At 68.4% G+C, this 14,851-nt stretch carries 14 protein-coding genes; 10 read left to right on the top strand and 4 right to left on the bottom strand.

The window, feature by feature from the left end:
* The first annotated feature begins 119 nt into the window (after positions 1–119).
* From AU072_RS21645 to AU072_RS21625, 5 genes are all read left to right on the top strand, one after another.
* Positions 120–920: an LLM class F420-dependent oxidoreductase gene (locus tag AU072_RS21645; protein ID WP_064415677.1), complete on the top strand. Its 801-nt coding sequence runs from the start codon at positions 120–122 to the stop codon at positions 918–920.
* Positions 921–972: 52 nt separating this feature from the next.
* Positions 973–1,650 (top strand): GntR family transcriptional regulator, encoded by a 678-nt coding sequence (locus AU072_RS21640; protein WP_064415676.1) that lies wholly within the window; start codon positions 973–975, stop codon positions 1,648–1,650.
* Positions 1,651–1,698: 48 nt separating this feature from the next.
* On the top strand, positions 1,699–3,480 hold the full coding sequence (locus tag AU072_RS21635; RefSeq protein WP_064415675.1) for an ABC transporter substrate-binding protein/permease: 1,782 nt from the start codon (positions 1,699–1,701) through the stop codon (positions 3,478–3,480).
* Positions 3,480–4,223 carry an amino acid ABC transporter ATP-binding protein gene (locus AU072_RS21630; protein ID WP_064415674.1) on the top strand — a complete coding sequence of 248 codons (744 nt, stop codon included), beginning with the start codon at positions 3,480–3,482 and terminating at the stop codon, positions 4,221–4,223. Before AU072_RS21635 ends, AU072_RS21630 begins: the two co-directional genes overlap by 1 nt.
* 77 nt (positions 4,224–4,300) lie before the next feature.
* Positions 4,301–4,747 (top strand): MarR family winged helix-turn-helix transcriptional regulator, encoded by a 447-nt coding sequence (locus AU072_RS21625; RefSeq protein WP_064346113.1) that lies wholly within the window; start codon positions 4,301–4,303, stop codon positions 4,745–4,747.
* A 4-nt stretch (positions 4,748–4,751) separates the two neighbouring features.
* Here the strand turns inward: AU072_RS21625 and ggh are convergent, their stop codons facing one another.
* Positions 4,752–6,092 carry a glucosylglycerate hydrolase gene (ggh, locus tag AU072_RS21620; RefSeq protein ID WP_064415681.1) on the bottom strand — a complete coding sequence of 447 codons (1,341 nt, stop codon included), beginning with the start codon at positions 6,090–6,092 and terminating at the stop codon, positions 4,752–4,754.
* A 53-nt stretch (positions 6,093–6,145) separates the two neighbouring features.
* Here ggh and AU072_RS21615 point away from each other — a divergent pair, with 53 nt between their 5' ends.
* A complete protein-coding gene (locus AU072_RS21615) occupies positions 6,146–6,814 on the top strand; it encodes an SDR family oxidoreductase (RefSeq protein WP_064415673.1) in 669 nt (222 codons plus the stop codon).
* 78 nt (positions 6,815–6,892) lie between these two features.
* Here AU072_RS21615 and leuS read toward each other — a convergent pair whose 3' ends face one another.
* Positions 6,893–9,748 carry a leucine--tRNA ligase gene (gene leuS / locus AU072_RS21610; protein WP_064415672.1) on the bottom strand — a complete coding sequence of 952 codons (2,856 nt, stop codon included), beginning with the start codon at positions 9,746–9,748 and terminating at the stop codon, positions 6,893–6,895.
* A gap of 177 nt (positions 9,749–9,925) precedes the next feature.
* On the opposite strand from leuS, the gene AU072_RS21605 reads away from it, so the two are divergent.
* The gene (locus AU072_RS21605; protein WP_064415680.1) at positions 9,926–11,020 is read left to right on the top strand and encodes an LpqN/LpqT family lipoprotein; all 1,095 of its coding nucleotides are present in this window, start codon (positions 9,926–9,928) and stop codon (positions 11,018–11,020) included.
* Positions 11,021–11,100: 80 nt separating this feature from the next.
* The gene (locus AU072_RS21600; protein ID WP_064415679.1) at positions 11,101–11,454 is read left to right on the top strand and encodes a hypothetical protein; all 354 of its coding nucleotides are present in this window, start codon (positions 11,101–11,103) and stop codon (positions 11,452–11,454) included.
* A gap of 4 nt (positions 11,455–11,458) precedes the next feature.
* Here AU072_RS21600 and AU072_RS21595 read toward each other — a convergent pair whose 3' ends face one another.
* Positions 11,459–12,064, bottom strand: coding sequence for a YqgE/AlgH family protein (locus tag AU072_RS21595; protein WP_064403949.1), 606 nt, complete (start codon positions 12,062–12,064; stop codon positions 11,459–11,461).
* A gap of 112 nt (positions 12,065–12,176) precedes the next feature.
* On the opposite strand from AU072_RS21595, the gene AU072_RS21590 reads away from it, so the two are divergent.
* Entirely contained in the window at positions 12,177–13,460 is a 1,284-nt protein-coding gene (locus tag AU072_RS21590; RefSeq protein ID WP_064415671.1) for an MFS transporter, read from the top strand.
* Positions 13,461–13,470: 10 nt separating this feature from the next.
* Positions 13,471–14,247: a TIGR03084 family metal-binding protein gene (locus tag AU072_RS21585; protein WP_064415678.1), complete on the top strand. Its 777-nt coding sequence runs from the start codon at positions 13,471–13,473 to the stop codon at positions 14,245–14,247.
* Here AU072_RS21585 and AU072_RS21580 read toward each other — a convergent pair.
* Positions 14,244–14,726 (bottom strand): hypothetical protein, encoded by a 483-nt coding sequence (locus AU072_RS21580; protein ID WP_064415670.1) that lies wholly within the window; start codon positions 14,724–14,726, stop codon positions 14,244–14,246. The genes AU072_RS21585 and AU072_RS21580 overlap by 4 nt on opposite strands.
* Between the last annotated feature and the right edge of the window lie 125 nt (positions 14,727–14,851).

The following is a 14,851-nucleotide window of genomic DNA, read 5'->3' as shown; positions in this document are numbered from 1 at the left end:
GCATCAGGAGGACGTCTTCAACCTCTTCAAAATCCTCGAAAACACGCGACATAGCTCTCTTACTACGGTCGCTCGCGGGGGTTGGTGGTCGGGTGACTGACGCTGCGTACGGTTGAAGTGTGAGCTATCCGATTCGTGTCGGCGTGCAATTGCAGCCGCAGCACTCCCCGAAGTACAGCCATATCCGCGACGCGGTCCGCCGGTGCGAGGACATCGGCGTCGACATCGCCTTCAACTGGGACCACTTCTTCCCGCTCTACGGCGACCCCGACGGGGCCCACTACGAATGCTGGACGATGCTGGGCGCCTGGGCCGAGCAAACATCGCGCATCGAGATCGGCGCGCTGGTGACCTGCAACTCGTACCGCAATCCCGAGCTGCTGGCAGACATGGCGCGCACCGTCGACCACATCAGCGACGGGCGCCTGATCCTGGGCATCGGTTCGGGTTGGAAGCAGAAGGATTACGACGAGTACGGCTACGAATTCGGCACCGCGGGCAGCCGGCTCGACGACCTCGCCGCGGCGATGCCGCGCATCACGTCGCGCCTGTCCAAGCTCAACCCGCAACCCACCCGCGACATCCCGGTCCTCATCGGCGGCGGTGGCGAGAAGAAGACGCTGCGACTGGTCGCCGAGTACGGTGACATCTGGCACAGCTTCTCCGACAGCGCCGAATACCCGCGCAAGGCCGAGGTTTTGGCGCGACACTGCGCCGATGTCGGTCGTGACCCGCAGGCCATCGAGCGGTCGGCAGGCGTGTCGGGAAAAACCGTGGAGGCTTTGATCGGGGAGGCCGATGCGCTCGCCGACCTCGGCGTCACGATGCTGACCGTCGGGGTGAACGGACCCGACTACGACCTGTCCGAAGCCGAAGCGTTGGTCCGCTGGCGCGACCGTCGTCAAAACGCGGGCGGCTGAACCGGCGTAACCGCTCCCGGCGAGGCGTGGTGCGTGAGAGACTGTCGCCGCCATGCCCAAGAAGTATGGGGTCAAGGAAAAAGACCTTGTGGTCGCGCACGTCGTGAACCTCGTCCTGACCGGCAAGCTCCGGTCCGGTGATCGGATCGACCGCAACGAGATCGCGCAGGACCTCGGTTTGTCGCGCGTGCCGATTCAAGAGGCCGTCGTGCAGATGGAACACGACGGCATCTTGTCCACCCGGTATCACCGCGGGGCGTTCGTCGAACGTTTCGACGAGGCGTTCGTTCGTGAGCACCATGAGCTGCACGGGTCTTTGACCGGCATGGCTTCCGCGCGCGCCGCCGCCGACCCCGATCCCCGTGTCGTCGAACGGCTGGACGCGCTGACCGACACGCTGCGCGGCACCCGCGACTCCCGCGCCTTCTACGACGCCGCCTGGCAGTACCGCACCGTGATCACCGACGCCTACGCCGGCCCGCGACTGACGGCGCTGATCCGCTCCGTCCAGGCCTTCACACCTCGAGCGTTCTGGGTGGCGTACCTGAGCGACCACGACGAGATGCTGCCGTTCTACGAGGACGAGACCGCTGCGATCCGCGGCGGTGACGAGGAGGCCGCACGCGCCGCCTGTGTCGCCCGCAGCGAGGCGATGGGCGACATCATGGTCACCGAACTGGTTCGACGAGGCGTGCTGCGCGGGGCGGACGCCTCGTCGGTTACGTTCTGATCGAGCCCAACCCGGCGGACGCGCCGGCCTGACCGATACGTTGCACAGATGACCCCGTTCGCGCGGTTCGGCAAGATCTTGGTGGTGGCGCTCGTCGCGGTGCTGGTGTCCGGTGTCGGCCTAGCCGCACCCGCACACGCCAACGTGGACCAGTGCACACCTCCCGGCGTCGAGAGTGCCAGCGCCCTTCCGACCAACCTGGCCGCGGCGGCGTCCGGGCCCGACGAGGACCGGTACACCACCTCCTCCGTGGTGCCGCTCACGTCGGTCAACATCGACGCGTTGGGCCTGATCCAACCCGGCACGCTGACCGTCGGCACCCTGTCGGACGCGCCGCCGAGCATCTGCATCAACTCGGCGGGTCAGTTCACCGGCTTCGACAACGAGGTGCTGCGCGCGATCGCCGACAAGCTGGGCCTGCGGATCAACTTCGTCGGCACCGAGTTCTCCGGGCTGCTGGCGCAGGTGGCGGCGCGGCGCTTCGACGTCGGGTCCTCATCGATCACCACGACCGAGGAGCGCCGCCGCACAGTCGGTTTCACCAACGGCTACGACTTCGGCTACTTCTCGCTGGTCGTGCCCACCGGCTCGCCGATCACCGGTTTCGACAAGCTGGCCCCGGGACAGCGCATCGGCGTGGTGCAAGGCACCGTGCAGGAGTCCTACGTCATCGACACCCTGGGCCTGCAGCCGGTCAAGTACCCCGACTACAACACCGTCTACGCGAGCCTGAAGACCCGGCAGATCGACGCCTGGGTCGCCCCGTCCCAGCAGGCGTCGGGAACCGTGCAACCCGGCGATCCGGCCGAGATCATCGAAAACACCTTCAGCTTGGACAATTTCATCGCCTGGGCGGTGGCCACCGAGAACCGCCCGCTCATCGACGCGCTGAACTCCGGGCTGGACGCCGTGATCGCCGACGGCACCTGGGCGCGGCTGTATTCGGAATGGGTGCCGCGGGCGCTGCCGCCCGGGTGGAAGCCGGGCTCCAAGGCGGCTCCACCGCCCCAACTGCCCGACTTCAACGCGATCGCCGCCGAGAACCAGCAGGCCCCGACCGGACCCGCGGCGCCGAAATCGACGCTGGCGCAACTGAAGGACTCGTTCCTGAACTGGGACCTGTACCGGCAGGCGGTTCCGGACTTGTTGAAGACCGGCCTGCCGAACACGTTGATCCTGACCGTCAGCGCGGCCGTCATCGGGCTGGTGCTGGGGATGGCGTTGGCCGTCGCGGGGATCTCGCGGCATCGCTGGCTGCGGTGGCCGGCGCGGGTGTACACCGACATCTTCCGCGGCCTGCCCGAGGTGGTCATCATCTTGTTGATCGGCCTGGGGGTGGGCCCGGTCGTGGGCGGGTTGACCGGCAACAACCCGTTCCCGTTGGGCATCGCGGCGCTGGGCTTGATGGCGGCCGCCTATGTCGGGGAGATCTTCCGGTCCGGTATCCAAAGCGTCGAACCCGGGCAGATGGAAGCATCACGCGCACTGGGCTTTTCGTACACCTCGTCGATGCGGTTGGTCGTGATACCCCAGGGTGTGCGGCGGGTGCTGCCGGCGCTGATGAACCAGTTCATCTCGCTGCTGAAGGCCTCCTCGCTGGTCTACTTCCTCGGGCTGGTAGCCGATCAGCGTGAGCTGTTCCAGGTCGGGCGCGACCTCAACGCGCAGACCGGCAACCTCTCACCGCTGGTGGCCGCGGGCTTCTTCTACCTCCTGCTGACCGTGCCGCTGACACATCTGGTCAACTACATCGACAACAGGCTGCGACGCGGGCGAAAACCCTCCGAGGAGGACCCGCTTCCGATGGCGACGTCTCAGGAGATGATCTGATGAGCACGTCGGGATTCGATCCGGTGTCGTTGAGCGCCAACGACATCCACCTTTCATTCGGTCCCAACCCGGTGCTGCGCGGCGTGGACATCGATGTGCCCGCCGGCAGCACCGCGGCGGTGATCGGGCCGTCGGGTTCGGGCAAGTCCACGCTGTTGCGGACGTTGAACCGGCTGTACGAGCCCGACCGCGGTGACATCCTGCTCGACGGTCGTTCGGTGCTCGCCGACAATCCCGACCAGTTGCGCCAGCGCATCGGGATGGTCTTTCAGAACTTCAACCTGTTCCCGCACCGCAGCGTGTTGGACAACGTGACACTCGCCCCGCGCAAGCTCAAACGACTCAGCGCCGACGAGGCCCGCGAACTCGGGCTGGCACACCTGGACCGCGTCGGCCTGCGCAACAAAGCCGACGTGCGGCCGACAACGCTGTCCGGCGGCCAGCAGCAGCGAGTGGCGATCGCGCGGGCGCTGGCGATGGCGCCGCAGGTGATGTTCTTCGACGAGGCGACCTCGGCGCTCGACCCGGAGTTGGTCAAGGGCATCCTCGCGCTGATCGCCGACCTCGGCGCCGACGGCATGACGATGGTGGTGGTCACGCACGAGATGGGCTTCGCCCGGTCGACGTCGGATGCCGTGGTGTTCATGGATCACGGCAAAGTGGTCGAGGCCGGACCGCCCGAGCAGATCTTCGACGCGGCCGAGACCGAACGCCTGCAGCGGTTCCTCTCGCAGGTGCTGTGACCGGGCCGTCGACGACTTTGAAATAACGCGTCCGTCACGCATCCTGGCAGCGGCTGACAGGTTAGACTGCCGAAATTATGGCGGAAGTCGTCGAACCGCAGGTCGCGGAGCTGTCAGGAGAGCTGCAGCGGGTTCTGTCCCGGGTGTTCTCCGTGCTGCGTCGCAGCGACACCAACCGCACCGACGCGGGGGACCTCACGTTGGCGCAGCTGTCGATTCTGCTCACGCTGCTGGAGCAGGGCCCGATGCGGATGACGGATCTGGCCGCCCACGAGCGTGTTCGCACGCCCACGACGACGGTCGCGATCCGCCGATTGGAGAAGCTGGGCCTGGTCAAACGCTCGCGCGACCCGTCGGACCTGCGCGCGGTGCTCGTCGACATCACCCCGGAGGGCCGCGCTCAGCACCAGGAGGCGCTCGAGGTTCGGCGCGCGCATCTGGCCAGCCTGCTGTCGCGGTTGAGCCCGGAGGACATCGAGACGCTGACCAAGGCCATCGACCCGCTCGAGCGGCTGGCCGAGTAGCGGGCTAACCCAGCCAGTCCAGGACGGCGGCCGCCGTCCACGATTGCTGCATGCTGCCCAGCGGCTCGCCGGTGAAGGGTTCGTAGTACTCGGCGAAGGTTCCGTCGCTGGCCTGGCGCAGTCCCTCCTGGCGCAGCAGACGCGCGCGTTCGGCCCAGCCGCGGCGCGCGAAGCACCACGAGAAGAGCCACGTCATCACCGGCCAGACCGGCCCGCGCCAGTATTCGCGCGGCCGGAAGTCCCGTGACACCGGCGAGGTGGACGGGATGCAGGCGTACTTGAGGTCGGGGTGAGCGCAGAACCGTGGGCCCTCCAGAAGTTTCACCAGCGCGCGTTCCTTGTCGTGCGGAAGGCCGCCGCATAACAGCGGGGCGAACTGCGCGACCGTCTCGGTGGCCACCCACTTGCCGGCCTTGAGATCGAAATCCCTTGCCGCGCCGGTTCTCTCGTCGGTGGTGTCGATGACTCCGGCCCGGAACCGCCGGCCCCACGCGTAGAGGTCACGCACGTCGGCGCGTGGGCGGCCGTAGTCCTCGCCGATGTCGGCGAGCACGTCGCAGGCGACCGCGAGGATGGCCGAGACGAACACGTCCTCGACCGCGAAACTCATGACCTTGGGCAGCAATTCGTCGTCGTAGCGAGCCGACTTCATCTCCTCGAGCAACCAGAGGTAGCGGTCGTACTCGAGGTCGGAGGGACGTTGGGTCGCGTCGGTGACGATCGTGTTGTCCTCGCGCTCGTACTCCGGCACGTTGCCCGGAATCACGTTGGCGTACGCGCTGTCCCAGCGCGGGGAGTTGTCCATACCGGACTCCCAGCCGTGGTAGAGCGTGACCCGGCCGTGCTCCTTCGGGTCGCGGGCCTCGGCGAGCCAGCGATGCCAGTGGACGAGGTCGGACCAGCGGCGGTCCAGGAACGCCTCGGCGACGGCGCGGGTGGACCGGCCGCGGGTGCGGGCGTGATCGAGGATGCGCTGCACGGCGATCGCGTGCACCGGCGGCTGGGTGATGCCGGACGTGTGCCGGTTGCGGGGCGCATGCGCGGCCAGCGCGGACGTGGCCCAGCGGGCCGGGCCCGGGAAATAACCGTCGACACCGTTGGCGAACACGATGTGCGGGACCATCCCGTTGGTCCACTGTGCGCTGAGCAGGGTGTCGAGTTCGACGACGGCGCGCTCGACGCTCAGCGGCGCCAGCCCGATCGCCACGAACGCCGCGTCCCAACTCCACATGTGCGGGTACAACAGCGGCGCGGCCGTGGTCATGGTGCCCAGGTCGTTACCCCGCAGCAGGTACGCAGCGCGGGCCGCGAGCTGGGTGGGAGCAAAGCTGTGGTCGGGTGGCATCCGTTCCATGATGCGACGCTTCGCGGCGAATCGCAGATCGGTAGGGTTTCGACATGCCGACCGCGATGATCACGGGTGCCTCACGGGGACTCGGGACGGCGATCGCCACGGCGCTCGCCGACAGCCACACCCTGTTTCTGGCCGGGCGGCCGTCGGCAGCGCTCGACGAGGTCGCCGCGCAGTTCGGCGCGACCACATGGCCGATCGACCTGGCTGACGTTTCCGGAATCGAGGCCGCGGTCGAGCCGATCGTCGAGCTCGACGTGCTGATCCACAACGCGGGGGTGGCGTTCCCGGGGCGGGTCGCCGAATCGACCGTCGACGAGTGGCGCACCTCCATGGAGGTCAATGTCATTGGCGCGGTTGGCCTTACACTCGCTCTGTTGCCTGCGTTGCGCGCCGCGCGCGGACACGTGCTGTTCGTGAACTCGGGATCGGGAATCAACGCGTCGCCGGGATTGGCGTCGTATTCGGCGAGCAAGTTCGCGTTGCGGTCGTTCGCCGACTCGCTGCGGGCAGACGAGCCGTCGCTGCGCGTGACATCGGTGCATCCGGGCCGGATCGCCACGGAGATGCAGGAGGGGCTGGTCGCCTATGAGGGCGGCGAGTACGACCCGTCGCGGTTCCTGAGCCCGGAGAGTGTGGCGAAGGTGATCGCCGATGCGGTGCACACCCCGCCGGACGCCCACGTGCACGAGGTCATCGTCCGCCCCCGCAAGTAGCCCCGCCGTTTGTGAATCCGACGACGCTCAGAGCGCCCCAACCGTCGCCAGAATCACAATCGAGCGGCGGGGCGGGGGTCAGACGACGATGTTGACGAGGCGGCCCGCCACGACGATGACCTTCTTCGGGGTCGCGCCGTTGATGAACGCCTGAACCTTCTCGTCGGCCAACGCGGCGGCCTCCAGCGCGTCGGCGTCCGCGTCCGCGGCGACCGTCACGCGACCGCGCACCTTCCCGTTGACCTGCACGGGGTACTCGACGGTGTCCTCGACGAGGTACTGCGGGTCGGCCACCGGGAACGGTCCGTGCGCCAGCGACGAGTCGTGGCCCAGCCGACGCCACAGTTCCTCGGCCAGATGCGGGGCAAGCGGCGCGACCATCAGCACCAGCGGCTCCAACGCCGCGCGCGCCGTCACCCCCTCCTTGGTCAGGTGGTTCGTGTACTCGATCAGTTTGGCCGCCGCGGTGTTGTTCCGCAGGTTCGTGTAGTCGTCGGTCACTCCGGCGATGGTGCGGTGCAACAACTTCAGCGTCGGCTCGTCGATCGCCTCGTGTTCGGCGACGCGGTTCGCACCGGTCTCCTCGTCGACCACCAGCCGCCACACCCGCTGCAGGAACCGGTGCGCGCCGACGACGTCCTTGGTGGCCCACGGCCGCGACGCCTCCAGCGGACCCATCGACATCTCGTACACCCGAAGCGTGTCCGCACCGTAGTTGTCGCAGATCTCGTCGGGCGACACCGAGTTCTTCAGGCTTTTGCCGATCTTCCCGAACTCCTGGAAGACCTCGATCTCGCCGTCGGGACCCGACCAGTAGAACTTCTGGTCCCGCTCAACGACTTCCGCGGCAGGAACGTAGGCGCCGCGGGAGTCGGTGTAGGCGAACGCCTGGATGTATCCCTGGTTCACCAGCCGGCGGAACGGCTCGGAGGAGCTGACGTGACCGAGGTCGTAGAGCACCTTGTGCCAGAACCGGGCGTACAGCAGGTGCAGGACCGCATGCTCGACACCGCCGACGTACAGGTCCACACCGCCCGGATCGTCGGCGCCGTGTTCGATGGGCCGCGGCCCCATCCAGTACGCCTCGTTCTCCTTGGCGCACAACTCCTCTGAGTTGTACGGGTCGGTGTATCGCAGCTCGTACCACGAGCTGGCTGCCCACTGCGGCATCACGTTGGTGTCGCGGGTGTAGGGCTTGAGCCCGTCGCCGAGATCCAACTCGACGTTCACCCAGTCCGTGGCCTTGCCCAGCGGCGGTGACGGTTCGCTGTCGGCGTCGTCGGGGTCGAACAGCACCGGCGAGTAGTCGGGCACGTCCGGCAACTCCACCGGCAGCGCCGATTCCGGCAGCGGGTGCGCGCGACCGTCCTCGTCGTACACGATCGGGAACGGCTCACCCCAGTACCGCTGTCGCGCGAAAAGCCAGTCTCTAAGCTTGTATTCGACGCGTGGACGGGCGCGGCCCTGCGCCGCCAGCCGAGTGGTGATCGCCTCCTTGGCCGACGCGACACTCAGCCCGTTGAGGGAGTCGGAGTTCACGATCGGGCCTTCTCCGACGTAGGGGGCCTGCGTGACATCACCTCCGGCAACGACTTCCACGATCGGCAAGCCGAACTCGGTCGCGAATTCCCAGTCGCGATGGTCGTGTCCGGGCACGGCCATGATGGCCCCGGTGCCGTAACCGAGCAGCACGTAATCGGCGATGAAGATCGGAACTTGTTGACCGTTGGCGGGATTCGTCGCGTACGCGCCGACGAACACACCGGTTTTGATCTTGTTCTCTTGACGCTCCAGATCCGATTTCGCCGCGATCGCGGACCGGTACGCGGCGACCGCTTCGGCCGGCGTCGCGGCGCCGTACGTCCACCGCTCGTCGACACCGGCGGGCCACTGGTCGGCCACCACCCTGTCGACCAGTTCGTGTTCGGGCGCCAACACCATGTACGTCGCGCCGAACAACGTGTCGGGCCGGGTGGTGAACACCTCGATGTCTGCCGCGTCAGGTGCCGAATCAACGGCAAAGAACACCGACGCTCCCGTCGACCGGCCGATCCAGTTGCGCTGCATGGTCTTGACCTTCTCCGGCCAGTCCAGCCGTTCGAGGTCGTCGAGCAGGCGATCGGAGTAGGCGGTGATGCGCATCATCCACTGCCGCAAGCGCTTACGGAACACCGGGAAATTGCCGCGCTCGCTGCGGCCGTCGGAGGTGACCTCCTCGTTGGCCAGTACCGTGCCCAATCCCGGACACCAGTTCACCAGCGAGTCGGCCCGATACACCAGCCGGTAGGAGTCGATGACGTCGGCGCGTTCGGTCTTCGAGAGGTCTGACCACGACCGGCCGTCGTCGAGGTCGCGCGCCCCTGACTCGAACTCCTCGACGAGCTCCGCGATCGGCCTGGCCTTCTGCACGGCGGGGTCGAACCAGGCGTTGTAGATCTGCAGGAAGATCCACTGCGTCCACTTGTAATAGTCGACGTCGGTGGTGGCGAAGCTGCGCCGCGAGTCGTGACCGAACCCCAGCCGGCCCAGCTGCCGCTTGAAGTTGACGATGTTGGCCTCGGTCCGGATTCGGGGATGCGTCCCGGTCTGGATCGCGTACTGCTCGGCGGGCAGGCCGAACGCGTCAAATCCCAAGGCGTGCAACACATTGTGCCCGGTCATCCGGAAGTACCTGGCGTAGACGTCGGTCGCGATGTAACCCAGCGGGTGTCCGACGTGCAGACCCTCACCCGACGGATACGGGAACATGTCCAGCACGAACATCTTGTCTTCGGGCACCGGCGAACCGTCGGCGGGCGCCAGCGACCCGACGGGGTTCGGCACGTGGAAGGTCCCCGCATCCGCCCACCGCTGCTGCCAGGTGCGCTCGATCTGCCCGGCCAGCTCCGCGGTGTAGCGGTGCTGCGGGGTGTCTGTGGTCGGCGCGTCTGTCACGTGAACAGGGTATAAGCACGCCTATCCGCGATGCTTCGGCCACGGGTCGGTCTCGGTTGCATTGCGGGGATGTCAGAACACGGTTGCAGGTCGATTCCGACGCTGGTCACCGTGCTCGGCCGGTCGATACAGTCAGCGCCTGACCTCTTCCCGTGCAGTTCGGAAGGACCGACGCAGATGATCGAGATCGCCCCTCGCTGGCGGGTTCTGGCCGCAGGTGTGGCCGCCGCCACCGCCGGCGTCCTCGGCTTCGCGGGCACGACCGCATCGGCCGAACCTCTCGTTCCGCAACCACCTGCGCCCGCGCCGGCCACCGTCACGCAGACCGTCACCGTGACACCGAACGCTGCGGCCCTCACTCAGCAGGGTGTGACCACACCGGGTGTGACTTCTGCCACCGCGGGAACCCCCGTCGGCGCGGCCGCCCCAGCGGGCACTGCGACACCGGCAGGGGCAGCGCCTACCGCCGGCACGGCCGCCACGCACGCCGGAACCGCGGCGGCTCCTGCCGGTACCACGGCACCGGGCCTGGCCGCCCAGCCCGTACCCCCGGCACCGGTCGCCACGATCACGCCCGCCACCTCCGGCACGCTCTCGGAGTTCTTCGCCGACAAGGGGGTCAAACTCGAGCCGCAGAACAGCCGCGAGTTCAAGGCGCTCACCATCGTGCTGCCGATGCCGCGCGGCTGGTCGCACGTCCCCGACCCGAACGTGCCCGATGCCTTCGCCGTGATCGCGGACCGGGTCGGCGGCAACGGGCTGTACACGTCGAATGCGCAGGTCGTGGTGTACAAGCTGGTCGGCGACTTCGACCCCAAAGAGGCGATCAGCCACGGCTTCATCGACAGCCAGAAGCTGCCCGCCTGGCGCACCACCGATGCGTCACTGGCCGAGCTCGGCGGCATGCCGTCGGCGGTGATCGAGGGCACGTACCGCGAGAACAACATGACGCTGAACACCTCGCGGCGTCACGTCATCGCGACGGCCGGGCCGGACAAGTACCTGGTGTCGCTGTCCGTCACCACGAGTGTCGACCAGGTTGTCCCGGCCGCCGAGGCCACGGACGCGATCGTCAATGGTTTCCGGGTCACGGTCCCCGGGGCGCCCCCCGCAGCACCACCCGCTGCGCCTGCAGCCCCCGGCGCCCCTGCCCCGGCCGCTCCCGGCGCGGCATCGCCGGTGTCGAATCCGCCGTCAGCTGCGACGGCGCCGGCCGCCCCGCGGATTCCGAGCGCAACTGCGCTGGGAACCCAGCCGGGCCTGCCGGGTTAGGCCCGTCCCCCGGGCGAAGCCTGGCGCCCGGGGGACGTCCCAACTCGTCGATGGCGACGGGTCTCGATATCCTGTCGCCCATGCTCATCGCCGCGGTGCTCTGCGTGTGCGCTGCCGGCGCGATCGCCGCGGTCGGCGGGTGGCTGCTGCGCCGACCACATCCCGAGGACCCCGTGCGCACCGTGTTGCGCTCGGTGGCGCCGGTCCAACTGGCGGCCGCCGCGATGCTGGCCGCCGGCGGTGCCGTCGCACTGGCGGCCGATCCCGGCACGGCCATCGTCGTGTTGATCGTCTGCGTGGTCGGAGCGCTCGGAACCGTCGGGGCCGGATGCTGGCAGAGCGCGAAGATGGCCGCCCGTCTTTCCAGCGCTGAACGCAGCACCGCGGATACTTGCGGCGGCGCGTGCGCCACCTGCACGCTGTCCTGCAGTTGAGGAGCTAGTTGCGACTGACGTCGATGGGATGCGTCGCGAGCAACGAGAGCGGGAGCGGCTGTCTGCGCAGCACCCGCGACCACAGGTCGACCTTCGGTTCGACCAGAACGTCGGATGGCAGCGCGGACAACACGATCCAGTCGTCGCGCTCGATCTCGCCTTCGAGTTGGCCGATCGTCCAGCCCGAGTAGCCGGCGAAGATTCTGATGCCCTCGACCACCGGGGCGATCGAGTCGGGATCGGCGTCCAGATCGACCATCACCATCCGCCCCTGCACATGGCGCAGACCGGGACAGTCGGTGGCCTCCATCCCCGCGCGCAGAGTCGCCAGGCACAGCGCCGCATCGCGTTTGACCGGTCCGCCGATGAACATGGTCTTCGGTTTGGCGGCCAACTTGGCCCACTGGGGCAACACGTTGTAGACCGCCGTCTCGCTCGCCCGGTTCAGCACGACGCCGAGGGTGCCGCCGTCGTTGTGTTCCACGACGTAGATGACGCTGCGGCGAAACGTCGGTTCCAGCAGGTCGGTGTTGGCAAGGAGCAGCGTCCCCGCCCGCACTCGAGGCGCGGCAGGGGCGATGAAATCCTCCGGGTCCTCTGACTGCGCCACCCGTCCATCATGGCACCGGCAACCCCCGTCGTGGCGGACAAGCGCGACGCCGCCGCGATATTTGTACTGTGGGTGCGGTCCGATCCGCCGCATATCAGGAACGGGATCCCCCTTGGCCGATTTTCGCGCGCCCGTCGCCGTGTGGCGGTCGGTGCGTGGCCTGCCCGAGTTTCGGCGTCTGCTGGAACTGCGGCTGGTGAGCCAGTTCGGCGACGGGCTGTTCTCGGCGGGGTTGGCAGGCGCGATTTTGTTCAATCCGCAGCGCGCCGCCGAACCGTGGGCGATCGCCGGCGCGTTCGCGGTGCTGTTCCTGCCCTACTCGCTGCTGGGTCCGTTCGCCGGAGCGCTGCTCGACCGCTGGGATCGTCGGCTGGTGCTGGTCGCGGCGAACGCCGGCCGCCTGGTGCTGGTGCTCGCCGTCGCGCAGCTGCTCGAATCCGGGGCGGGAGATCTGGCGATCCTGTGCTGTGCGCTGATCGTCAACGGGTTCACCCGCTTCGTGTCGTCCGGGCTGTCCGCGGCGCTGCCGCATGTCGTGCCCAGAGATCAAGTGGCGGCGATGAACTCCGTTGCGATCGCGGCCGGCGCGGCCGCCGCGTTCCTCGGCGCCAACTTCATGCTGCTGCCGCGCTGGCTGTTCGGCGCCGACGACGCCGGTTCCGCGGTCATCATCCTCATCGTTGCCGCTCCGGTGGCCCTGGTCCTGTGGTTGGCGTGGCGTTTTCCGCCGCGGCTGCTGGGACCTGACGACAGCGCGCGTGCGGTACACGGCTCGGTGCTCTACGCGGTCGCCACCGGCTGGGTGCACGGAGTCAAAACCGTGACGGCGGTACCCGCCGTGGCCGCGACGTTGACGGGGCTGGCCGCGCATCGGATGGCGTTCGGGATCAACAGCCTGCTGGTGCTGGTGATGGTGCGGCACACCGACACTGCGCAGGTCGCCGGGTTGGGCACCGCGGTGCTGTTCGTCGCGGCGACCGGCGCGGGCGCCTTCATCGCAGCCGCGGTCATGCCGGTGGCGGTGCGGCGCTGGGGCCGGTACGCCACGACCAACGGCGCGTTGGCGATCGCCGCGCTGGTCCAGCTGGCCGGGTCCGGCCTGCAGCTGGCGATGATGGTGGCCTGCGGGTTCCTGCTCGGTATGGCGGGCCAGGTGGTCAAGCTGTGCGCGGACAACGCCATGCAGCTTGACGTCGACGACGGCCTGCGCGGGCATGTGTTCACCGTGCAGGACTCGCTGTTCTGGATGTCGTTCATCGGGGCGATCGCGTTGAGCGCGAGCGTGATTCCGCCGGACGGACGCCAACCGGCGCTCGCGTTGGCCGGCGTCGGCGTGTATCTCGCCGGTCTGGCCGCACACGCGACAATCGCGAAACGGTCGCCGACCCCGGGTTAAGGTGACCGGCATGGCTGGTGCCGCGCCGATGGTGGCCGACCTGCGCGCCGAGAGCGACGAACTCGACGCCCTGGTGTCCGACCTTCCCGCCGAGGGGTGGGCAGAACCCACTCCCGCCGAGGGCTGGACCATCGCGCATCAGATCGCACATCTGCTGTGGACCGACCGTGTCGCGCTGACCGCCGTCACCGACGAGGCCGTCTTCGCCGACCTGCTCGAAGAGGCAGGCAAGAACCCGACCGGCTTCGTCGATGCGGGCGCCGAGGAGCTGGCCGCCATGTCGCCGCCGGACCTGCTTGCCGAGTGGCGCGCGACCCGGTCCCGGTTGCACGACGCGCTGCTGACCGTCGCCGAGGGCCGCAAGCTGCCCTGGTTCGGCCCCCCGATGAGCGCCGCGTCGATGGCAACTGCCCGGTTGATGGAGACGTGGGCGCACGGCCTCGACGTCGCCGACGCTCTCGGTGTGGGCAGAGAGCCCACGGCGCGGCTGCGGTCGATCGCTCACATCGGTGTGCGCACACGCGATTTCGCGTTCGTGATCAACGGCTTGGCGCCGCCGGCCGAACCGTTTTACGTCGAGTTGCGCGCGCCGGACGGGTCGACGTGGTCGTGGGGGCCACAGGACGCGCCCCAGCGTGTCACCGGTTCGGCGGAGGACTTCTGCATGCTGGTGACCCAGCGGCGCCCGCGCTCGGAACTCGATGTGAATGCGGTCGGCGAGGACGCCCAACAATGGCTGAGCATCGCGCAGGCATTCGCGGGCCCGCCGGGGTCTGGCCGCGGCTAACTGAGTTCGGCGGCCGAATCGGCGCGGCCGTCGCCGTCGCTGTCGGTGAGCTTGATGTCCCACGTGCCGTCGGCGTCGGCGTCGACGTAGGCGGTTTCGCCGGCCAGGGCGCGATCGGCCAACCCGTCGCCATCGTTGTCGACGAGCCTGTCGTCTTGGCCGTCGGCGTCGAGGTCGACCAGCGGGCCGCCGAATCGCTCGACCCCGTCGAGGCCGAACCAGCGCAGCCCCCGCTCGACGCTGACCGCCCAGGTTCCGCTGCCGTCATCGGTGAAATGCGTTGCGGCACCGGCATGGTCACGCACGAGATGGTCGGCGATGCCATCGTCGTCGAGGTCGGCCATCGCGTCGTCGAGCAGGCCGTCGCCGTCGAAGTCGAGCCCGACCGCCTCGAATGCGCGGTCACCGTCGACATCCAGATCGGGCGTCGCGGACCAGATCGTCGCCGAGCCGTCGCCGTCACCGAGGCAGTAGTCCATGCCTGATCGGACGCAGCAGCCTGGCCGCGGGTTCCATCGGTCGTTGAACCCGCGCGAGCGACCGCTCTTGTACGCGCAATGGCGGCGTGTCGGCGTGCAGACGCGGTCGCTCGCGGGAGTTGGTG

It is taken from the genome of Mycolicibacterium novocastrense, from assembly GCF_001499835.1.
Taxonomy (GTDB): Bacteria; Actinomycetota; Actinomycetes; order Mycobacteriales; family Mycobacteriaceae; genus Mycobacterium; species Mycobacterium novocastrense.
The sequence above is the reverse complement of the archived record's forward strand: the minus strand, read 5'-3'. Positions and strand labels throughout refer to the sequence as shown.